Below are 20,345 nucleotides of genomic sequence, written 5' to 3' on the forward strand. Positions count from 1 at the left end.
CTGTAGGAGCGAGGCTTGCCCGCGAAGAGGCCCTGACAGGCAACACAAATCCCGGAACCCGCAATGAAACAGAAAAAAGCCCAATGGCCCTGGCACGCGCTGACCGTGCTGGTGCTGATCGGCCTGGCCGCCGCCCTGTACTACGCCACCTCGCTGATGTCCTACGAGTGGCGCTGGAACCGCGTGCCGCAGTACTTCGCCTACCACGCCGAAGAGTCCCAGCGCGCCGCCGACATCTCCACCGTCAGCACGCTGGTGCGCAAGGGCGACAAGGCTGAAGTCACCCTGCGCAACGACGCGGGTGACGAACAACACCTGATCGTCGACGAGAACAGCCTGCAAGTCGCCCAGGGCGATGATGTGGCTGAGGGCGATGTGGTCGGGGTCACCCGTCACTGGGCCGCTGGACCGCTGTTGTGGGGCCTGTGGACCACCTTGTGGCTGTCGGTGGTGTCGGGTGTGCTGGGTCTGCTGATCGGCCTGGTCACCGGCCTGTGCCGGCTGTCGAACAACCCGACGTTGCGCGACCTATCGACCATCTACGTCGAACTGGTGCGCGGCACGCCGCTGCTGGTGCAGATCTTCATTTTCTACTTCTTCATCGGCACCGTGATGAACCTGTCTCGGGAGCTCGCCGGGATCGCCGCGCTCGCGCTGTTCACCGGCGCCTACGTGGCGGAAATCATCCGTTCCGGCGTGCAGTCCATCGCCCGTGGCCAGAACGAAGCCGCGCGCTCCCTGGGGTTGAGCGCCGGCCAGTCGATGCGTCACGTGGTGCTGCCGCAAGCGTTCAAGCGTGTGCTGCCGCCGCTGGCCGGGCAGTTCATCAGCCTGGTCAAGGACACGTCCTTGGTGTCGGTTATCGCGATCACCGAACTGCTCAAAAGCGGGCGCGAAGTCATCACCACTTCGTTTTCGCCGTTCGAGATCCTGTTCTGTGTGGCCGGATTGTATTTGTTGATCAACCTGCCGCTGTCGAAAATCGCCGGCCGGCTTGAGCGGAGGCTCGCGCAAAGTGATTGAAGTCCGCGATCTGGTAAAAGTCTTCGACACCCGCGGCCAAGTGGTGCGCGCGGTGGATAACGTCTCCACCCAAGTGGCCAAGGGCGAAGTGCTGGTGGTGATCGGTCCGTCCGGCTCCGGTAAATCGACTTTCCTGCGCTGTCTCAACGGTCTGGAAGAATTCGATTCGGGCTCGGTGAGCATCGACGGCCTGCAACTGGCCGACCCGAAGACCGACATCAACGCCTACCGCCGCGAAGTCGGTATGGTGTTCCAGCATTTCAACCTGTTCCCGCACATGACCGTGCTGGAAAACCTGTGTCTGGCGCAGAAAGTCGTACGCAAGCGCGGCAAGAAGGAGCGCGAGGCCAAGGCCATGGCGCTGCTGGAAAAGGTCGGCATCGCGCAGAAGGCCAATGAATTCCCATCGCGCCTGTCCGGTGGCCAGCAACAGCGCGTGGCGATCGCCCGGGCGCTGGCGATGGAGCCGAAGGTCATGCTGTTCGACGAACCCACCTCGGCCCTCGACCCGGAAATGGTCGGCGAAGTGCTGGACGTCATGAAAAACCTGGCCGTGGAAGGCATGACCATGGTCTGCGTCACCCACGAAATGGGCTTCGCCCGGGAAGTCGCGGACCGGGTGCTGTTCTTCGATCACGGTAAATTGCTGGAGGATGCATCCCCGGCGCAGTTCTTTGATGCGCCGAAGGATCCGCGGGCTCAGGCGTTTTTGCGGCAGGTTCTGTAACTGCGGCGATCTTCAGGACGCCATCGCGGGCAAGCCCGCTCCCACAGGGATCATGGTTGTGCACAGGATTTGTGTTCACCACCAAACACTGTGGGAGCGGGCTTGCCCGCGATTGCATCACCTCGGTCCCAAGCGAACCGAGGCAGTTGAATCACTTCACATCCTGAACTTACCCACCAGCATCTGCAAATGCGTCCCCAACCGCGCCAGCTCAACGCTGGACGCCGCGGTTTCCTCACTGGCCGCCGATGTCTGATCCGACACATCCCGCACATTCAGCACGCTACGGTTGATCTCCTCGGCCACGGCGCTTTGCTGCTCGGCTGCGGCGGCGATCTGCTGGTTCATGGCCTGGATGGCCGAGACGGTGCGGGTGATGCTCTCCAGCGAACCGCCGGCGCGGCGGGTCAGTTCGACGCTGCTGTCGGTCAGGTTGCGGCTGTTGTCCATGATGTTCGCCACTTGCTGGGTGCCGTTTTGCAGGCTGACGATCAGCTCTTCGATCTCTTCGGTGGACTTGTGGGTGCGCTGGGCCAGGCTACGGACTTCGTCGGCGACCACGGCAAAACCGCGTCCGGCTTCACCGGCACGGGCGGCTTCGATGGCGGCGTTGAGTGCCAGCAGGTTGGTCTGCTGGGCCACGGACTTGATCACGTCGAGTACGCTGCCGATCTTGTCGCTCTCGCGCTTGAGTTCGCCCATGGCCTCGGTGGCATGTCCCACCTCAAGGGCCAGGCGCTCGATCTGGGCGATGGCCTCGCCGACCACCTTGTCACCCTCGCGCGCCTGCTGGTCGGCGGCGACAGCGGCCTCGGAGGCTTCCTCGGCATTGCGCGCGACTTCCTGCACGGTGGCGGTCATCTCGTTCATGGCCGTGGCCACCTGATCGGTCTCGACCTTCTGGCTGTTGACGCCTGCGCTGGTCTGCTCGGTGACGGCCGACAGTTCCTCGGCGGCGCTGGCGATCTGCGTGACGCCATCGCTGATGCCGCCGATCAACTCGCGCAGGCCCAGAGTCATGCCCTGAATGGAGCGTTGCAGCTGGCCCAGTTCGTCCTGGCGCTTGGAAACCAGGTTATGCGTCAGGTCGCCGGCGGCGATGCGCTCGGCCACTTTGAGGGTCTGGGTCAGCGGAATCACGATCTGCCGGGTGATGGCCCAGGCGGCAAAGACACCGAATACCAGCGCCAGGACTGTGGCCAGCAATAGCTTGTTCTTGGCGTGCGCGACGTCGGTATCCCGCTTGTTGGTTTGCGAGAGGGTCAGTTGCGTGCTGGCGTCGAGCAGGATCTGGCCTTGGGCGGCCATGTGCTTGAGTGCGTCGGCGCCGGCGACCTGAGAGTCGCGGTACTGGCTGACCGCCGCGCGGTAGGCCTTGAGCGAGTCGGTGGCCTGCTGCAGGTTGGTGATGTGCTCATCCGGCAGTTTCGACGGCAGACTTTCAAGGTATTTGAGTGCGTTGTCGATGGCATCCAGTGCGGGCTGCTCGGCTTCGGTCTTGCCACTGTAGGTGTAGCCGCGAACCTGGAAGCGCGCCTGCTGGATCAGCTTGCTCAGGTCGATCACGCTGTTGAACTGCACGACGCTGTCGCCTTGCAGCATGGATTTTTCGACCTCGGCGACCTTGGCCACGGCATTGTCGGCGGTGGCGCCGAGTTTGCCACGCGCGTCTTCACGGTTCGCGCCGGCCTGGGTCAGGGCGGCGAAGGCTTGTTTGTACTGAACGACCGCGGCGATCTGTTGCTCGATCAGCGCGATGTCGGAGGGTTGTTCGATCAGCTTGCTAGCGGTTTGCAAGTTGCTGTCGAGCTTGCCGAGCATGTCGTTGACGGCGCCAGGCCCTTGCTCGCCACGACGCATGTCGTAATCCAGGCGGGCAATGCGCAGGTCCTTGGTCATCCCGTTGATGTCGGAGATCAGCCCCAGTTTGTCGCCTCGCTTGCTGACCTCGCTCAGACCGGTCCAGCCGGTGAAGGTGATCAACAACGTCAACAGCAAGACAAGGCCGAAACCAATGCCCAGTTTGCGATTGACGCCTACGTTCCCCAGCTTATCGGCCATCCATTGGTACATGCTGCAAATCTCCCCGACCACATTGGTTTTGTCGGAGATATATCGGCCAGACACCTGCGTTCTGTAGGGGCATTCAGACGAATGGAGAGCTTTATGTAGCAGCTGGCGCGTGACGTTAGAAGAGGCGTGCGAGCAGGGCGGTGACGGCGGTTTCGACGCGCAGAATGCGCTCTCCCAGCTGCACCGGTTGCAGGCCGGATTTGCCCAGCAGGTCGATTTCGTAGGGAATCCAGCCGCCTTCGGGGCCGATGGCCAGGGTCACCGGTTCGCTCAGGGCGCGGGGGCAGGGCGGGTAGTTGCCGGGATGGCCGACCAGGCCCAAGGTGCCTTCGCTGATGGCCGGCAGGCGGTCTTCAACGAATGGCTTGAAGCGCTTCTCGATGGTCACTTCGGGCAGCACGCTGTCCCGGGCCTGTTCGAGACCGAGGATCAACTGCTCGCGAATCGCTTCCGGCTCCAGAAACGGTGTCTGCCAGAAGCTCTTCTCGACGCGGTAGCTGTTGACCAGCACCACACGCGGCACTCCCATGGCTGCAACGGTCTGAAACACCCTGCGCAGCATTTTGGGCCGTGGCAGGGCCAATACCAGTGTCAGTGGCAGCTTGGCCGGCGGCGGCTGGTCGAGGGTGACGCGCAATTCCGCCTCGTTGGCTTCCAGACGCAGCACTTCGGCTGCGCCCATCAACCCGCCAATCCGCCCGACGCGCATGCTGTCGCCGACTTCGCAGCGATGGACTTCCTGCATGTGGGTCAGGCGTCGATCACGCAGGATCACCCGGTCGGCCGCAATGAAGTCGGCCTCTTCGAGGAGCAGCAGGTTCACGCTTGGGTCGCTGGCGGCTGGTCGTTGTGGTCGTCAGCCGGCTCATCGTCCGGATGTTCGCCGCGTTTGCTGATCAGCCCGCCAAACAACACGCCGATCTCGAACAACAGCCACATCGGTACTGCCAGCAGGGTCTGCGAGAAGATGTCCGGAGGGGTCAGGATCATGCCGACCACGAAGCAGCCGATGATCACGTACGGGCGGATCTTCTTCAGGTATTTGACGTCGACCACGCCGATCCACACCAGCAGCACCACGGCCACCGGGATCTCGAACGCCACGCCGAAGGCGAAGAACAGCGTCATGACGAAATCGAGGTAGCTGGTGATGTCGGTCATCATTTCCACGCCGGCCGGGGTGGCGGAGGCGAAGAACTTGAAGATCAGCGGGAATACCAGGAAGTAGGCGAAGGCCATGCCGGCGTAGAACAGCAGGATGCTGGAGATCAGCAGCGGCACCGCGATGCGTTTTTCGTGCTTGTACAGGCCCGGCGCGATGAAGCCCCAGATCTGGTGCAGGATCACCGGAATGGCCAGGAACAGTGAGACCATCATCGTCAGCTTGAGCGGTGTCAGGAACGGCGATGACACGTCGGTGGCGATCATCGTCGCGCCCGCCGGCAGGTACTGGCGCAGTGGCGTCGAGACGAAGGTGTAGATCTGCTGGGTGAAGGCGAACAACCCGGCGAAGATGATGAACACCGCCGCTACGCAGCGCAGCAGACGGGTACGCAGCTCGGTAAGGTGCGAAACCAGCGGCATGTGCTGGTCGTTTTCAGGAAGATCGCTCATGGGGCTCGCGGCGGCAGTGTGGGGTCTTGAGGGGCAGGCGCGACGGGCGCGGCCGCAGGTACCACGGGTTCGACCGATGTGGCTGCGGCTGGCTCAGCTGCAACCGGCGTAGCCGCAGTTGGTGAAGCTTCGACTACAGGCGCCGCAACTGTCGGAGTGGCCTCCGGCTGAACCGGCGTCGGCTCCTGCTGGGTCGGCGTGAAAATCTTCCGCGCCTCCTGCTCCAGCGACAGAATGTGTTCGTTGTGCAGTTGCCGACGAATCTCGTCGGCACCGATTTCACGTTCAACTTCCTGTTTGATCGCATTGAAGCTGCGCTTCAGGCGTCCGACCCACAGGCCTGCGGTGCGCGCAGCGTGCGGCAGGCGCTCGGGGCCCAGCACCAGCAGGGCGACGAGGCCGACGAGCAGCAGTTCAGAGAAGCTGATACCAAACATTAGTCAGTGCTCACACGTCTTTGCGGATCGGCTCTTCGACCTTCTGCGCCTGCACGTCGATGGTGTGCGGCCGGTTCACGGACTGTGTGGCCTGTGGCTGAACAGGTGGAACCGGTTGCGCCGGGGTCACGGTCGGATCGGCCGGTTTTTCGTCGTCGTTCATGGCCTTGCGGAAGCCCTTGATCGATTCGCCGACGTCAGTGCCGAGGTTTTTCAGTTTCTTGGTACCGAACACCAGTACGACCACAACCAGGATGACGACCCAGTGTTTCCAGTCAAAAATACCCATGGTGCTGCTCCTCTCTAATAATTGTTCAGGCGGACGGACGCGAGGCTTTCTCTACGTGTCCGGAGAGACCGAAGCGACGGTCCAGTTCATCGAGTACAGCCTGTGGATGCTGCCCCAATTGGGCAAGCATGACCATGCTGTGGAACCACAAATCGGCGGTTTCGTAGATCACATCGCTGCAGTCGCCGCTGACGGCGGCATCCTTGGCGGCAATGATGGTTTCGACCGACTCTTCGCCGACTTTTTCCAGAATCTTGTTCAAACCCTTGTGATACAGGCTGGCGACATACGAGCTGTCGGCGGCGGCGCCTTTGCGCTCTTCCAGTACCTGGGCCAGACGGGTGAGTGTGTCACTCATGGGTGTGTCCTGTGGAGTAGATGGCGTGCGGGTCCTTGAGGACCGGATCGACGGTTGTCCAGTCGCCGTTCTCGAAGACGCGATAGAAGCAGCTTTGACGGCCGGTATGGCAGGCGATGTCGCCGATCTGCTCGACCATCAGGATGATCACGTCGGCATCACAATCCAGGCGCATCTCATGCAGGGTCTGCACGTGGCCGGACTCTTCGCCCTTGCGCCACAGTTTGCCACGCGAGCGCGACCAGTAGATGGCGCGGTTCTCGGCAGCGGTCAGTTCCAGCGCTTCACGGTTCATCCAGGCCATCATTAGGACGCGCCCGGTCTTGTGATCCTGGGCGATCGCTGGCACCAGGCCATCGGCGTCCCACTTGATCTCGTCCAGCCAGTTGGTCATCTTCGGTTCCCGAAGCAGCTGCAAGCTTTGAGCTTCAAGCTGCAAGTTAAAGCGGATTCGTTGGTTGTTGCCTGATCTTAACGCTTAAGCCGCGCCGACATAACCCAAACACAAGTATCGCGCAGCCCACTTGAAGCTTGAGGCCTGCAGCTTGCAGCTTACTCCTACCGACGCACGACCAGATACAAACCGACGGCCATCATGATTCCCGCAGGCCAATAAGCCAACTGATTCAGCGGCCCGCCAGCAGCGAGGATGGCGCCGCCGGCCAGATGAGCGGTTCCCAGCAGACGCAGGAACCAGTCGTCGCGGCGTCGGTGCCACGGTGGCGGTGGATCGCTGGCGTGAGGCTGGGACATGCGCTCGAGCAGGTCGCGGGTCATGTTGGCCAGGTGCGGGATCTGTTCGATCTGGCTCTGCACGTTGCCGAACAGGGCCTTGGGGCTGACCCGCTCGCGCATCCAGCGCTCGAGGAAAGGCTGCGCGGTGTTCCACAAATCGAGGTCCGGATACAGCTGACGACCCAGGCCTTCGATGTTCAACAGGGTTTTCTGCAAAAGAACCAGCTGCGGCTGCACTTCCATGTTGAAACGGCGCGCGGTCTGGAACAGGCGCATCAGCACCTGGCCGAAGGAAATGTCCTTCAACGGCTTTTCGAAGATCGGCTCGCACACGGTACGGATCGCCGCTTCGAATTCGTTGAGCTTGGTTTCCGCCGGTACCCAGCCCGAATCGATGTGCAACTGCGCCACGCGACGGTAGTCCCGCTTGAAGAAGGCAAACAGGTTGCGCGCCAGGTAGTCCTGGTCTTCGGGGGTCAGGCTGCCGACGATGCCGCAGTCGATCGCGATGTACTGCGGGCTCCACGGGCTCACGGTGCTGACGAAGATGTTGCCGGGGTGCATGTCGGCGTGGAAGAAACTGTCGCGGAACACCTGGGTGAAGAAGATCTCCACGCCACGTTCGGCGAGCATTTTCATGTCGGTGCGCTGGTCGGCCAGAGTCGCCAGGTCGGTGACCTGAATCCCGTAGATGCGCTCCATCACCAACACTTTCGGTCGGCACCAGTCCCAGTAGACCTGGGGCACGTAGAGCATCGGCGAGCCTTCGAAGTTGCGCTTCAGCTGGCTGGCGTTGGCCGCTTCGCGCAGTAGATCGAGTTCGTCATAGATGGTTTTTTCGTAGTCGCTGACCACGTCCACCGGGTGCAGCAGACGCGCGTCGGCCGAAACCTTTTCGGCGGCGCGGGCGAGGATGAACAGCCACGCCAGATCCTGAGCAATGATCGGCTTGAGGCCCGGGCGGATCACCTTGACCACCACTTCCTCACCGGTTTTCAGCTGCGCGGCGTGGACCTGCGCCACCGAAGCCGAGGCCAGGGGCTCGACGTCGAAACGGCTGAACACTTCGCTGATCTTCTTGCCCAGCTGCTCTTCGATCAGCTTGACCGACAGCTTGGAGTCGAACGGCGGCACGCGATCCTGCAGCAGCATCAACTCGTCGGCGATGTCTTCGGGCAGCAGGTCGCGGCGGGTGGACAGGATCTGCCCGAACTTGATGAATATCGGCCCCAGATCCTGCAATGCCAGGCGCAGGCGCGCGCCACGGCTCAGGTCGAGGGTCTTGCGCGGGAACCAGCGCCACGGCAGGGCGTAGCGCAGCACCAGCAGGAACCAGGGCAGAGGCAGATCGAACAGCAGGTCATCGAGGCGGTAGCGGATCACGACGCGCTGGATGCGCAACAGACGGCGGACGGCAAGCAGCTTCATGCGTTATCGCTTGGGTCGAGGGATCGGGAAAGGCGCTCGAAACGCGCCTCGAGTCGTTCCAGATCGAGTTTGATCCGGTCCAGTTCACTGAATCGGGCTTCGGCTTCGCGCTGACCGACGAGGGCGCGCGATTCTTCGGCCAGGTATTCGGCGAGGTTCTGGTTGAGGCTGGCAAATCCTTGTTGATACCAGCGCGCGCGGCTGCGCAAGTGACCGCCCACCAGTTGGGTGGCGACCGGGCCGAGCCAGCGCGAGAGTTCGTACTCCCAGTCCAGCTCAAGGTCCTGAAGGATTCCCGCCAGTTCCAGCAGCACACCGCTGTCGCCGTCGAGTTCGACTTCAGGGGCATGCAGCACCGCGGTCTTGTCCTTGCTCATCGCCAGTTTCACCAGGCTCGAAGCCGGTGCACGCAAAGTGCAGTCGGCGCCGGTTTCCCACTGAGAGGCGAGCAGCAGGCCTTCGTCGCTGGGCAGGATGAACAGTTGCAGCGCCGGGCTTCTGCAATCGACGGCAATCACCTTGCCGCTCAAGTGCGCGAGCCTTGGCAGCGCCGTGCTGTCGAGACGCAGCACCCGGTTCAGGCCGAGTTCAACGCTGGCGAGCAGTCCGGCGAGCAGCATCAGGGCTTGATGCCGCGATGCAGGGCAACGATGCCTGCGGTCATGTTGTGATAGGTCACGCGGTCGAAACCGGCCTCGACCATCATCGACTTCAGGGTTTCCTGATTCGGGTGCATGCGGATCGATTCGGCCAGGTAGCGATAGCTTTCCGAGTCGTTGGTGATCAGCTTGCCCATCAGCGGCATGAAGGCGAAGGAGTAGGCATCGTAGGCCTTGGACATCAGCGCGTTGGTCGGCTTGGAGAACTCCAGCACCAACAGGCGGCCGCCGGGCTTGAGTACGCGCAGCATGGAGCGCAGGGCGTCTTCCTTGTGCGTTACGTTGCGCAGGCCGAAAGCGATGGTCACGCAGTCGAAATGGTTGTCCGGGAACGGCAGTTTTTCCGCGTCGGCCTGGACGAACTCGACGTTGCCGGCCACACCCAGGTCCAGCAGGCGGTCACGGCCGACCTTGAGCATGGACTCGTTGATGTCAGCCAGCACCACTTGGCCGGTAGGGCCGACCAGGTGGGAGAATTTGCGGGTCAGGTCGCCCGTGCCGCCGGCGATGTCGAGCACACGGTTGCCGGTGCGGACGCCCGACAGTTCGATCGCGAAACGCTTCCACAGGCGGTGCATGCCGCCCGACAGGAGGTCGTTCATCAGGTCGTATTTGGCAGCTACCGAGTGGAAAACTTCAGCGACTTTTTCCGCTTTCTGGCTTTCCGGAACGTTTTTGAAGCCGAAGTGAGTGGTGGGTTCGGCATCGCTGCCTTTGCGCTGATCAGTCATATCGCTGTCACCAAGAGAGAATGCGCGACATTCTAATCCCCAAGGGATGCTTTGTCTTGGAATGGCTAAAGGTAAGATGGGCAACCTTCGGGACGATTTGCCGCAGCGGCGGTCAAGATTTACCGACAAGCATTCATAAAACAGGAGTCATCCAATGGCCCATATCAGTGTTGAGCGTGCCCACAACCTGGGCAAGGAAGCAGCCCGCGAGAAAGCCGACAAGCTGGCGCAGAAACTTTCCGACCAGTACGGCCTGGAGCCCCAATGGTCCGGGGACACCCTGAACCTCAAGCGTTCGGGTGTGAAAGGCGCGGTGCACGTGGCCGACGATTCGATCCGCGTCGACGTGGAGCTGGGCCTGATGATGTCGGCCATGAGCGGCATGATCAAAGCGGAAATCGAAAAGGCGCTGGACAAGGCGCTGGCCTGATCCGACCCCTTCTCCTGTAGGAGCGAAGCTTGCTCGCGAAAGCGGTCTTCCTGACGGCAAAGATGCTGCGGATGTTCCGGTCTCTTCGCGGGCAAGCCTCGCTCCTACATCCATCTCGGGGCACGCAAATGTTGCGGTTGTTAGGGTGCCCTTTCTAATTTTTCTCCCTACTTTGTGCCAGAGCCCGACACTTTCGCGGGCAGTTCCTCAAACCTTCTGCGCGTGAGGTGGACCATGGCCAAAGTAATTTTGAAGAAAAAAATCGACGCTTCGACATCGGCTCTGAGCGACGTCAAATCCTATGCCCGCAAGATCTGGCTGGCAGGTCTTGGTGCCTACGCCAAGGTTGGCCAGGAAGGCGCCGACTACTTTCAGGAGCTGGTGAAGACAGGTCAAGCTGTTGAAACCAAAGGCAAAAAAGTAGTCGCCGAAAAGCTCGAAGCCGCGAACTCCGAGATCGCTGAAGCGAAGAATGAAGTGAGCACTTTCAAGGGTCGTGTCGAAGTTCAACTCGACAAGGTCGAGAAAGCATTCGACTCGCGTGTGGCAAGCGCCTTGAATCGTATCGGCATTCCGTCTAAACATGACGTTGAGACACTCTCTGTCAAGCTCGATGAGTTGACGGCATTGCTCGAACGCGTCGCGCGTAAATCTTAAGGAGAACGGGATGGCTGTTAAAAAGAACACCGAAAAAGAAGGCAGCTCGTGGATCGGGAAAGTAGAAGACTACTCCCGAAAAATCTGGCTGGCTGGTTTAGGCGTGTACTCGAAGATCGACACTGACGGCAGCAAAATCTTCGATGCATTGGTTAAAGACGGCGAGAAAGCCGAGAAGGCAATCGGCAAGAAAGTCGACACAGCCAAGGACAGCGCCAAGGACTCCGCTTCTTCGGCCAAGTCGCGCATCAGCGGTGTGAAAGACAAGGCGCTGGGCAAGTGGGATGAGCTGGAAGGCGCTTTCGACAAGCGCCTGAACAGCGCCATTTCGCGTCTGGGCGTGCCGAGCCGCAATGAGGTCAAGGCACTGCACACCAAGGTCGAGAAACTGACCGCGCAAATCGAAAAACTGACCGGTGCCAAGGTTGCGCCTGTTGCGGCGAAAACCGCTGCGGCCAAACCTGCTGCCGCTGCCAAGCCAGCCGCCAAAACTGCAGCCAAGCCACTGGCCAAACCTGCTGCCAAGCCAGCAGCGAAAGCCGCGGCCAAGCCTGCTGCCAAAACCGCTGCTGCAAAACCTGCCGCAGCCAAAACAGCGGCCAAGCCGGTAGCTGCCAAAGCGGCCGCCAAGCCAGCTGCAAAACCTGCAGCCAAACCAGCAGCAGCCAAACCTGCAGCGGCGAAAACCGCAGCGGCCAAGCCGGCAGCCAAGCCAGCAGCAGCGAAACCTGCTGCCGCCAAGCCAGCAGCCAAACCTGCGGCTGCGAAAAAGCCAGCAGTGAAAAAGCCGGCTGCTCCGAAAACTGCCGCCGCCAAGCCAACCGCGGCCGCCGCCAAACCGGCAACTCCAGCGGCCTCGGCCGCACCGGCTGCACCGGTCAGCGCATCGAACTCCGCAACCGCGCCGACCCCTGCCGCCACCCCGACTGCCGCGCCAGCTTCATCGACGCCAACCAGTCAGTCCTGATTCCTCAGGGCTCAAAAAAACGCCCGGCCTGCCAAGGTCGGGCGTTTTTTTATCCATGAAAACGCAATTCCTGTAGGAGCGAGCATGCTCGCGATGGAGGCCCAGACACCGCGGGGTGTCAGGTTTCCCGCGTTATCGTTGGCGACCATCGCGAGCGTGCTCGCTCCTACAGAAAGCGGGTACGCATCAGCCGTCGAGGTATTGCAGCGCCAGCTGTTCGGTCGCCACCTTGATCGGCGGCAGCAGGTGCGGCGCCACCAGCATCATGATCTGGTAAACCACCAGCCGCACCTCGCCCTCACGGTCGAGAATCCGCTGATAGTCCAGCGAGAACAGCAGGGTCATGGTGATCTGCTCCACCAGTTGCCCCAATGCCTGGGTGTCGCTGACCAACTGCCCTTGAGCCTTCAGCCGCGCCAGCAACGACGCCAGGGTACGCTTGAGGGCGTTGAGCAGGTTGCGAATGCCCTTGGCCAGCTTCGGCAGGCGCCCGGCCAGGTTCGACAGGTCCTGGAACAGGAAGCGGTAGTGGGAAAGGCGTTCGACGATCAGGTGCAGGAACAGCCAGTAATCATCAGGGCCCAGCTCGGCGTCGAGCGGCGGGTCGAGCAGCGGTGTCAGCTCGGCCTGGAAACGCTCGAACAGCCCGAGAATCAGCGGCTCCTTGCCGTGGAAGTGGTAGTAGAGGTTGCCCGGGCTGATGCCCATTTCGTTGGCAACTTCCATGGTGGAGACATTCGGTTCGCCCTTCTCGTTGAACAACTGCAGGGCACATTCGAGGATGCGGTCGCGGGTTTTCATCCAGTCTTCTTAATGTTCGGGTCCATGCCACGGCCGACAGCGGCCGTGGGTCGCTTGAACGTCAGCGCACGCGCACGTAGGTGCCGGGTGCGGCTTCCATCGGTGGATAGTTCTGGTTGCCCAGAGCCATGACGGTTTCCTTCTGTGTCCCCGAGCGTTCCTGAATCCAGCTCAGCCATTGCGTCCACCAGCTGCCGTCGACCTGTTTCGCATCGTAGTACCAGGCCCGTGGGTCGCTGCTCAGCTTGCTGCCTTCGACGTAGTTGGCTTTCGGGTTGCCCGGGGGGTTGAGGATGCTCTGCACGTGTCCGCTGTTGGACAGCACGAAGCGGCGCTCGCCCCCCAGCAGCAGGGTGGAGCGATACACCGCATCCCACGGCGTGATGTGGTCGTTGATGCCGGCAACGCTGAAGCTGTCGACCGTGACTTTCTGCAGGTCGATCGGCGTGCCGCACACTTCCAGACCGCCCGGATGGCCCAGCGGGTTGTGCTTGAAGAAGTCCAGCAGGTCGCCATGCAGGGCCGCCGGCAGGCGCGTTGTGTCGTTGTTCCAGTAGAGGATGTCGAACGCCGGCGGCTCCTTGCCCAGCAGGTAGTTGTTGACGAAGTAGCTCCAGATCAAATCGTTGGGGCGCATCCAGGCGAAGACCTTGGCCATGTCCCGGCCGTCGAGCACGCCTTTCTGATACGAGCGGCGTTTCGCGGATTCCAGGGTCTGTTCGTCGGCGAACAGGGTCGCCGGAGAGTCCAGCTGGCTGTCGAGCAGGCTCACAAGGTAAGTGGCGCTCGAGACCCGGCGCATCTGCCGCTTGGCCTGCAGGTGGCCTTGCAGCGCGGCGATGGTCAGCCCGCCGGCGCAGGCGCCCATCAGGTTGACCTCGCGGGCGCCGGTGATCGCCCGGCAGACATTCATGGCTTCTTCCACCGCTTCCACGTAGCTCGACAGGCCCCATTCGCGGTGACGGATATCCGGGTTGCGCCAGCTGATCATGAAGGTTTGCAGGCCGTTCTTGAGCGCGTACTTGACGAAGCTGTTGTGTGGGCTCAGGTCGAAAATGTAGTACTTGTTGATTTGCGGCGGCACCACCAGCAGCGGTTTGGAGTACTGCTTTTCGCTCATCGGCTTGTACTGGATCAGCTCCAGCAGTTCGTTGCGAAACACCACGGCACCAGGGGTGGTGGCGACCGTCGTACCGACTTCGAAAGCCTGTTTGGTGGTCTGCCGGGGCAGGCCGTCGTTGTGCAGCAGGTCGTCCACCAGATGGCCGATCCCGCGCACCAGGCTGTTGCCGCCGGAATTGAAGATTTCCTTGAGTGCCAGCGGATTGAGCAGGCTGTTGGACGGCGACATGGCGTCGTTGAGCAGGGAGAAGACGAACTGGGCCCGGGCGCGGTCGTCCGGGCTCATGTTGCTCTCGTCGATCCAGCTCCTGACCTGCTTCTGCCAGGCCAGATAGGCCTGCAGGCTGCGACGATAGAAAGGATTGAGGCTCCAGGCCGGATCGGCGAAGCGACTGTCATGGGGGTTGGTCGGGTGCAGGGTTTCACCCAGAATCACGCGGCCCAATTGGCCGCCCAGTTTCAAGGCGTGCCGGGCGCTGTGCACCGGGTGGCGCAAACCATGGGCAGCGACGCTGCGCAGCGTTGAAAACAGATCACGGCCGCGCAGACCGGTGATCGCGCTCTGTGCGTTGATGAACGCGGCTGGGGAGGGCGCCAGGTCCCTCGCTGGTTTGTCACGCATCAGTCAACACTCCTTCGTCTTCAGGCCAAATCAAATACACCGAACCAGAACACCATAGACGCAGTATCGGGTTGTTGCGCGGCGCGGCGTCCTGCCGCGCGATGACTAGCCGGTCAGCCGCCCAATGGCGCCGGACGCGGGTGCATCACCGCACGTTGCCGCTCCTCCTGGAGAAACTTCATGATGATCGGCGCCACGGCTTCGGCCCGGGTGATCAGGAACAGGTGGCCGTCGTCGATGATGTGCAGCTGGGCGTTGGGAATCCGCCAGGCCAGCAGGCGCATGTTGACCAGCGGAATCAGCGGGTCGTCGTCGCCGGCCAGCACCAGGGTTGGCTGTTTGATCTTGTGCAGCCAGTGAATGCTGGTCCAGCCAAGCCCGGCGAACAGTTGCCAGTAGTAACCCAGCTTGCCCGCCGAACGCACCTTGGCGGCGTGGTTCGCGGCCAGCGTCGGGTCGCGACGGAACGCGCCGCCGTAGATCATCGGCGCGATGCGGATCACGTGGGAGGGCTGGATGTAGCGGCGCGGGCTGGCCATCATCCACAACACTTTCGGTTTGCCCGGCACCATCACCGCGCCCGCAGCGGTGGCGGCCAGCACCAGCTTCTTGCAGCGCTCCGGATAGTCATAGGCGAACTGCTGGGCCAGCGCGCCGCCCCAGGACACCCCGATCGCATTGACCTGACCGTAGTCGAGGTAATCGAGCATGCGCGCGGTGAGTTTCGCCAGGCCCGGAAACCGGTACGGGCGACTGGGCGTCGACGAGCCACCGACACCGGGAACGTCGAAGGCGATGACTTCCAGGTCCGGGTCCAGCGCCGCGACGAACGGAAACACCAGCTCCAGGTTGGCGCCGATGCCGTTGAAAATCAGCAAGGGCGTCAAGTGAGGCTTGCCGGGGCGTACCGCCGTGCGGAGGGTCTGGCCATCCAGTTCGACGGTACGGAATATGAACGGTTGCGGCATGCTCTGGCCCTGTTTCTCTCGAATTCGTCCCCGTCCGCGCCCCCTGTAGGAGCGAGCATGCTCGCGATGGACGTCAACGATAACGCGGGGCATCTGATACCCCGTGATGTTCTGGAGTCCATCGCGAGCGTGCTCGCTCCTACAGGAGGCGGGCGAGGTGTGTCAGTTACCGCTCATGTACGTAAGTACCCGGCGCTGCTTCGCCCGCCGGATATGCCTTGTTGCCCAGTTTCAGCGGCGCCTTTTTCAGCGCGCCCGAACGTTCGGCCATCCAGGCCTGCCAATGCAGCCACCAGGAGTCGGTGTGCTTGGTGGAGTTCTCTTGCCATTCCTCGGCAGTGTCCGCCACTTCGCTGTTGGTCATGTAACGGGATTTCGGATTGCCCGGCGGATTCAGGATGCTCTGGATATGTCCGCTGCTGGACAGCACGAACTCGACGTTGCCGCCAAACAGGTGCGCCGACTTGTAGCAGGACTTCCACGGAGTGATGTGGTCCGTGGTGCCGGCCAGGGAGAAGATGTCGGCCTTCACTTGCTTGAGGTCGATCGGCGTGCCGCACACTTCCAGTGCGTTCGGACGGATCAGCGGGTTGTTCTTGAACAGCTCGATCAGGTCGCCGTGGAACGCCGCGGGCAGGCGCGTGGTGTCGTTGTTCCAGAACAGGATGTCGAACACCGGCGGCTCGTTGCCCAGAAGGTAGTTGTTGACCCAGTAGTTCCAGATCAGGTCATTGGGGCGCATCCAGGCGAAGACTTTCGCCATGTCGCGGCCTTCCAGTACGCCCGCCTGATAGGAGTGGCGCTTGGCGGCCTCCAGGGTCTGCTCGTTGACGAACAGGGCGACGTCGGTGTCCAGGGTGGTGTCGAGCACGCTCACCAGAAGGGTGAGGGCGTTGACCTTGTTCTCGCCGATCGCGGCGTAGTGGCCCAGCAGCGCGGTGCAGGTGATGCCGCCGGAGCAGGCGCCGAGCATGTTCACGTCTTTGCTGCCGGTGATCGCCGTGACCACGTCGACCGCTTCCTTGAGCGCCTCGATGTAGGTCGACAGGCCCCACTCGCGCTGCTCCTTGGTCGGGTTGCGCCAGCTGACGATGAAGGTCTGCACGTTGCTGCGCAGGCAGAAGCGCGCCAGGCTTTTTTCCGGGCTGAGGTCGAATACATAGAATTTGTTGATCTGCGGCGGCACCACCAGCAGCGGGCGCTCGTGGACCTGTTCGGTGCTCGGCTTGTACTGGATCAGCTCCAGCACGTCGTTGCGAAACACCACCGCGCCTTCGCTCACGCCCAGGGTCTTGCCGACCTCGAACGCACCCATGTTGACCTGGCTGGGCATGCCGTTGTTGTGCACCAGATCCTTGGCCAGATGGGAAAGACCGTCGAGCAGGCTCTTGCCGCCGGTTTCGAAGAAGCGCTTGACCGCCGCCGGGTTGGCCGCGCTGTTGGTCGGGGCCATGGCTTCGGTCATCAGGTTGATCACGAAGTGCCCACGGCTGACGTCGTTGGGCGGCAGGTTACTGTCGTCGATCCAGTCGTGAAGCTCCTTGCGCCACGCCAGATAGGTTTGCATATAACGTTTGTAGAGCGGGTTCTGGCTCCAGGCCGGATCGACGAAGCGACGGTCATCGCCTGCCGGTTGCAGCCCGGATTTGCCGAGCAGTACGTTTTTGAGTTCCAGACCGAAATGCGCGACATGCTTTGCGCTGTGAATCGGTTGTTTGATGGCCTGTCTGAGCACCATTCGAGCAGAAGCCAGTAGATCCTTTCCACGCAGCCCAACGACAGGATTCAGACCCAGGGTGTTTTCCGAGGCCTGATACTTCAAGTCATCGTTATTCTCTTTACTCATCTACGACGCTCCATTGTCCTGAGACGAGTACCGGGTCCTGCTGTGTAGTCCACACAGCGAATGCCAGGTACTACTACTCGGGTGACCGTTGATACTGCACCGCTGCTTTTATTCGCAGAGAGCACTGCAGGGAACTTGCCAGTTCCATTGGTTACCCGAGTTTAATTTTTTTCGCAAGCAGGCCTGTTGCTTGCTTTGGAGCGGAGCATTCAAACAGATGAAATTAGAAAATGCCTTCTAATGAACGAGAGGCACGGGCTAGAGCATCAGCTTGACGACAGATTCGTTCGGGTCGCGAGTTTTTCCGGCGGCTTTGAGCTCGGCCAGGTAGTCCTCCCAGAGTGCGTCATGACGTCGCCCCAGTTCATAGAGGTATTCCCAGGTGAACAGGCCGCTGTCGTGGCCGTCGTCGAAGGTCAGTTTCAGTGCGTAGTGACCGGCCGGTTCCAGCTTGCTCAGGCCGACGTTGATCTTGCCGAATTGCAGGATGGGTTTGCCGTGGCCCTGGACCTCGGCGGAGGGAGAGTGCACCCGCAGGAACTCGGCGGGCAGGGTGTATTCCTCGCCGGACGCGTATTTGAGCGTCAGGGTTTTCGAGGCTTTGTGCAGTTTGATGTCGGTGGGGATCATGGCCGGATATCCGTCGTTTGCAGAACCTGATGTGGGAGCGGGCTTGCTCGCGAATGCGGTGTGACAGTCAATGTGATGTCGACTGACACTTCGCCTTCGCGAGCAAGCCCGCTCCCACAGGGTCCGCGATTACCGTAAGGGCTGCTTACAGGATATAACGGGACAGGTCTTCGTTCTGCGCCAATTCACCCAGGTGGTTGTTGACGTAGTCGGCGTCGATCTGGATCGCCTTGTCGTCATGGGCGCTGGCCAGGTCGCCGGCGCTGAAGGACACCTCTTCGAGCAGGCGCTCGAGCAGGGTGTGCAGGCGACGGGCACCGATGTTCTCGGTCTTCTCGTTGACCTGCCAGGCGATCTCGGCGATGCGCTTGATGCCGTCCGGCTGGAACTCGATGGACAGGCCTTCGGTTTTCAGCAGCGCGCAGTATTGCTCGGTGAGCGACGCGTGCGGCTCGCTGAGGATGCGTTCGAAGTCCTGCGGCGACAGGGCCTTGAGTTCGACGCGAATCGGCAGACGGCCTTGCAGCTCGGGTACCAGGTCGCTCGGCTTGCTCAGATGGAACGCACCGGAAGCAATGAACAGGATGTGGTCGGTCTTGACCATGCCCAGCTTGGTGTTGACGGTGCAGCCTTCGATCAGCGGCAGCAGGTCGCGCTGTACGCCTTCGCGGGACACGTCGGCGCCGCCGACATTGCCGCGCTTGGCCACCTTGTCGATTTCGTCGATGAACACGATGCCGTGCTGCTCGACCGCTTCCAGGGCCTTGGCCTTCAACTCTTCATCGTTGACCAGGCGGCTGGCTTCTTCGTCGCGAACCAGCTTCAGCGCTTCCTTGACCTTGAGCTTGCGGCTCTTGCGCTTGCCCTTGCCCATGTTGGCGAACAGGCTCTGCAGCTGGTTGGTCATCTCTTCCATGCCCGGTGGCGCGGAAATATCGACGCCGGCCATTTCGGCGACTTCGATTTCGATTTCCTTGTCATCCAGTTGGCCTTCGCGCAGACGCTTGCGGAACAGCTGACGGGTGTTGGAATCGGAGCTCGGCGTTTCGTCGTTGCTGAAACCCATGCGTGCCGGTGGCAGCAGGGCGTCGAGGATGCGCTCTTCGGCGGCGTCTTCGGCGCGGTGGCGAACCTTGGTGATTTCCTGTTCGCGCAGCAGCTTGATCGCCGCGTCGGCCAGGTCACGGATGATCGATTCGACATCGCGACCGACATAACCGACTTCGGTGAACTTGGTGGCTTCGACCTTGATGAACGGCGCGTTGGCCAGCTTGGCCAGGCGACGGGCGATCTCGGTTTTACCGACACCGGTCGGGCCGATCATCAGGATGTTCTTCGGGGTGACTTCTACGCGCAGCTCTTCTGGCAGCTGCATCCGGCGCCAGCGGTTGCGCAGGGCAATGGCGACGGCGCGCTTGGCATCGTCCTGGCCGATGATATGGCGATTGAGTTCGTGGACGATTTCACGGGGAGTCATGGACATAATATTTTGCGGACCTTAATCAAGTGAGTCGTGGCGTACGGCCTAAACAGACTTACTCGTCGCCTTTGGCGCAGTCCTGCTCCTCAATGGTCTGAGTGTGGTTGGTGAATACGCAGATGTCGCCGGCGATGCCGAGAGCGGTCTCGACGATTTCCCGGGCGGACAGATCGGTTTTCTTCAGCAGCGCGCTGGCGGCGGCCTGGGCGTAGGCGCCACCGGAACCCATGGCGATCAGGCCGTTTTCCGGCTCGACCACGTCACCGTTGCCGGTGATGATCAGGGAGGCGTCCTTGTTGGCGACGGCGAGCATGGCTTCCAGACGGCTCAGGGAGCGGTCGGTACGCCATTCTTTAGCGAGCTCGACGGCGGCGCGAACCAGATGGCCCTGGTGTTTTTCCAGCTGGCCTTCGAAGCGTTCGAAAAGGGTAAAGGCGTCAGCGGTGGCACCGGCAAAACCGGCAAGGACTTCACCGTGGTACAGGCGACGGACTTTCTTGGCGTTGCCTTTCATCACGGTATTGCCGAGAGAAACCTGGCCGTCGCCGCCCATGACGACTTTGCCTTGGCGGCGAACTGAAACGATGGTGGTCAAGGGAAGAGTCTCCACGCAGCTGGGCGAAAGTGCCTTATGCCAACCCATATGGGGGTGGTGGAAAAGATTTCAACTGCGGGGCGGGAGAGGGGACGAGCGGTGTGCGTGCTTTTGTGGCGAGGGGGCTTGCCCCCGCTGGGCTGCGAAGCGGCC

22 protein-coding genes and 1 pseudogene are annotated in these 20,345 nt (G+C 61.6%); 5 read left to right on the top strand and 18 right to left on the bottom strand.

The genetic code is table 11. The features are described 5' to 3' along the window. The first annotated feature begins 63 nt into the window (after window positions 1–63). Window positions 64–1,023, top strand: coding sequence for an amino acid ABC transporter permease (locus K9857_RS22510; RefSeq protein ID WP_224539443.1), 960 nt, complete (start codon window positions 64–66; stop codon window positions 1,021–1,023). After that, window positions 1,016–1,750, top strand: coding sequence for an amino acid ABC transporter ATP-binding protein (locus K9857_RS22515; RefSeq protein ID WP_224539445.1), 735 nt, complete (start codon window positions 1,016–1,018; stop codon window positions 1,748–1,750). Before K9857_RS22510 ends, K9857_RS22515 begins: the two co-directional genes overlap by 8 nt. A gap of 156 nt (window positions 1,751–1,906) precedes the next feature. On the opposite strand, the gene K9857_RS30615 is transcribed toward K9857_RS22515, so the two are convergent. The 11 genes and pseudogenes from K9857_RS30615 to ubiE all read right to left on the bottom strand — a co-directional run bounded on the left by K9857_RS30615 (window position 1,907) and on the right by ubiE (window position 10,074). Then, complete coding sequence (locus K9857_RS30615; protein ID WP_411961600.1) at window positions 1,907–2,770, bottom strand: methyl-accepting chemotaxis protein; 864 nt, start codon at window positions 2,768–2,770, stop codon at window positions 1,907–1,909. Beyond that, window positions 2,765–3,823: pseudogene (locus K9857_RS30620) on the bottom strand (methyl-accepting chemotaxis protein); the annotation flags it as partial. The gene K9857_RS30615 and the pseudogene K9857_RS30620, both read right to left, overlap by 6 nt. Before the next feature lie 115 nt (window positions 3,824–3,938). Next, window positions 3,939–4,646 carry a 16S rRNA (uracil(1498)-N(3))-methyltransferase gene (locus K9857_RS22525; RefSeq protein ID WP_224539449.1) on the bottom strand — a complete coding sequence of 236 codons (708 nt, stop codon included), beginning with the start codon at window positions 4,644–4,646 and terminating at the stop codon, window positions 3,939–3,941. Continuing rightward, the gene (tatC, locus tag K9857_RS22530; protein ID WP_224539451.1) at window positions 4,643–5,437 is read right to left on the bottom strand and encodes a twin-arginine translocase subunit TatC; all 795 of its coding nucleotides are present in this window, start codon (window positions 5,435–5,437) and stop codon (window positions 4,643–4,645) included. The genes K9857_RS22525 and tatC overlap by 4 nt, the downstream gene beginning before the upstream one ends. Next, the gene (gene tatB, locus K9857_RS22535) at window positions 5,434–5,874 is read right to left on the bottom strand and encodes a Sec-independent protein translocase protein TatB (protein ID WP_224539453.1); all 441 of its coding nucleotides are present in this window, start codon (window positions 5,872–5,874) and stop codon (window positions 5,434–5,436) included. The genes tatC and tatB overlap by 4 nt, the downstream gene beginning before the upstream one ends. Before the next feature lie 10 nt (window positions 5,875–5,884). Further along, entirely contained in the window at window positions 5,885–6,163 is a 279-nt protein-coding gene (locus tag K9857_RS22540; protein WP_224539455.1) for a twin-arginine translocase TatA/TatE family subunit, read from the bottom strand. A gap of 25 nt (window positions 6,164–6,188) precedes the next feature. Continuing rightward, window positions 6,189–6,521 carry a phosphoribosyl-ATP diphosphatase gene (locus K9857_RS22545; RefSeq protein ID WP_007952422.1) on the bottom strand — a complete coding sequence of 111 codons (333 nt, stop codon included), beginning with the start codon at window positions 6,519–6,521 and terminating at the stop codon, window positions 6,189–6,191. After that, window positions 6,514–6,915, bottom strand: a complete 402-nt coding sequence (gene hisI / locus K9857_RS22550) for a phosphoribosyl-AMP cyclohydrolase (protein ID WP_224539458.1) — start codon at window positions 6,913–6,915, stop codon at window positions 6,514–6,516. The genes K9857_RS22545 and hisI overlap by 8 nt, the downstream gene beginning before the upstream one ends. A gap of 164 nt (window positions 6,916–7,079) precedes the next feature. Next, window positions 7,080–8,684, bottom strand: a complete 1,605-nt coding sequence (gene ubiB / locus K9857_RS22555; protein WP_224539459.1) for a ubiquinone biosynthesis regulatory protein kinase UbiB — start codon at window positions 8,682–8,684, stop codon at window positions 7,080–7,082. Beyond that, complete coding sequence (locus tag K9857_RS22560; protein WP_224539461.1) at window positions 8,681–9,304, bottom strand: SCP2 domain-containing protein; 624 nt, start codon at window positions 9,302–9,304, stop codon at window positions 8,681–8,683. The genes ubiB and K9857_RS22560 overlap by 4 nt, the downstream gene beginning before the upstream one ends. After that, entirely contained in the window at window positions 9,304–10,074 is a 771-nt protein-coding gene (ubiE, locus tag K9857_RS22565) for a bifunctional demethylmenaquinone methyltransferase/2-methoxy-6-polyprenyl-1,4-benzoquinol methylase UbiE (protein ID WP_007989286.1), read from the bottom strand. Before ubiE ends, K9857_RS22560 begins: the two co-directional genes overlap by 1 nt. A 154-nt stretch (window positions 10,075–10,228) precedes the next feature. Here ubiE and K9857_RS22570 point away from each other — a divergent pair, with 154 nt between their 5' ends. From K9857_RS22570 to K9857_RS22580, 3 genes are all read left to right on the top strand, one after another. Beyond that, complete coding sequence (locus tag K9857_RS22570; RefSeq protein ID WP_224539463.1) at window positions 10,229–10,504, top strand: polyhydroxyalkanoic acid system family protein; 276 nt, start codon at window positions 10,229–10,231, stop codon at window positions 10,502–10,504. Between the two features lie 234 nt (window positions 10,505–10,738). Beyond that, complete coding sequence (locus K9857_RS22575; protein WP_224539465.1) at window positions 10,739–11,161, top strand: phasin family protein; 423 nt, start codon at window positions 10,739–10,741, stop codon at window positions 11,159–11,161. A 10-nt stretch (window positions 11,162–11,171) separates the two neighbouring features. Beyond that, complete coding sequence (locus K9857_RS22580) at window positions 11,172–12,128, top strand: phasin family protein (protein WP_224539467.1); 957 nt, start codon at window positions 11,172–11,174, stop codon at window positions 12,126–12,128. Between the two features lie 186 nt (window positions 12,129–12,314). Here K9857_RS22580 and K9857_RS22585 read toward each other — a convergent pair whose 3' ends face one another. The 7 genes from K9857_RS22585 to hslV form a co-directional block, all read right to left on the bottom strand. Further along, window positions 12,315–12,929, bottom strand: coding sequence for a TetR/AcrR family transcriptional regulator (locus tag K9857_RS22585; RefSeq protein WP_224539469.1), 615 nt, complete (start codon window positions 12,927–12,929; stop codon window positions 12,315–12,317). A 61-nt stretch (window positions 12,930–12,990) separates the two neighbouring features. Beyond that, window positions 12,991–14,673 (bottom strand): class II poly(R)-hydroxyalkanoic acid synthase, encoded by a 1,683-nt coding sequence (gene phaC / locus K9857_RS22590; protein WP_224539472.1) that lies wholly within the window; start codon window positions 14,671–14,673, stop codon window positions 12,991–12,993. A 113-nt stretch (window positions 14,674–14,786) separates the two neighbouring features. Then, a complete protein-coding gene (phaZ, locus tag K9857_RS22595; protein WP_224539474.1) occupies window positions 14,787–15,641 on the bottom strand; it encodes a poly(3-hydroxyalkanoate) depolymerase in 855 nt (284 codons plus the stop codon). Window positions 15,642–15,807: 166 nt separating this feature from the next. Next, a complete protein-coding gene (gene phaC, locus K9857_RS22600) occupies window positions 15,808–17,487 on the bottom strand; it encodes a class II poly(R)-hydroxyalkanoic acid synthase (RefSeq protein ID WP_224539475.1) in 1,680 nt (559 codons plus the stop codon). Window positions 17,488–17,745: 258 nt separating this feature from the next. Continuing rightward, window positions 17,746–18,117 (bottom strand): gamma-butyrobetaine hydroxylase-like domain-containing protein, encoded by a 372-nt coding sequence (locus K9857_RS22605; protein ID WP_224539478.1) that lies wholly within the window; start codon window positions 18,115–18,117, stop codon window positions 17,746–17,748. A 145-nt stretch (window positions 18,118–18,262) separates the two neighbouring features. Beyond that, window positions 18,263–19,600, bottom strand: coding sequence for an HslU--HslV peptidase ATPase subunit (gene hslU / locus K9857_RS22610; RefSeq protein WP_224539480.1), 1,338 nt, complete (start codon window positions 19,598–19,600; stop codon window positions 18,263–18,265). 52 nt (window positions 19,601–19,652) lie between these two features. Continuing rightward, the gene (hslV, locus tag K9857_RS22615; protein ID WP_150771882.1) at window positions 19,653–20,192 is read right to left on the bottom strand and encodes an ATP-dependent protease subunit HslV; all 540 of its coding nucleotides are present in this window, start codon (window positions 20,190–20,192) and stop codon (window positions 19,653–19,655) included. Window positions 20,193–20,345: the final 153 nt, after the last annotated feature.

Source organism: Pseudomonas sp. REP124 (genome assembly GCF_020164475.1).
Taxonomy (GTDB): Bacteria; Pseudomonadota; Gammaproteobacteria; order Pseudomonadales; family Pseudomonadaceae; genus Aquipseudomonas.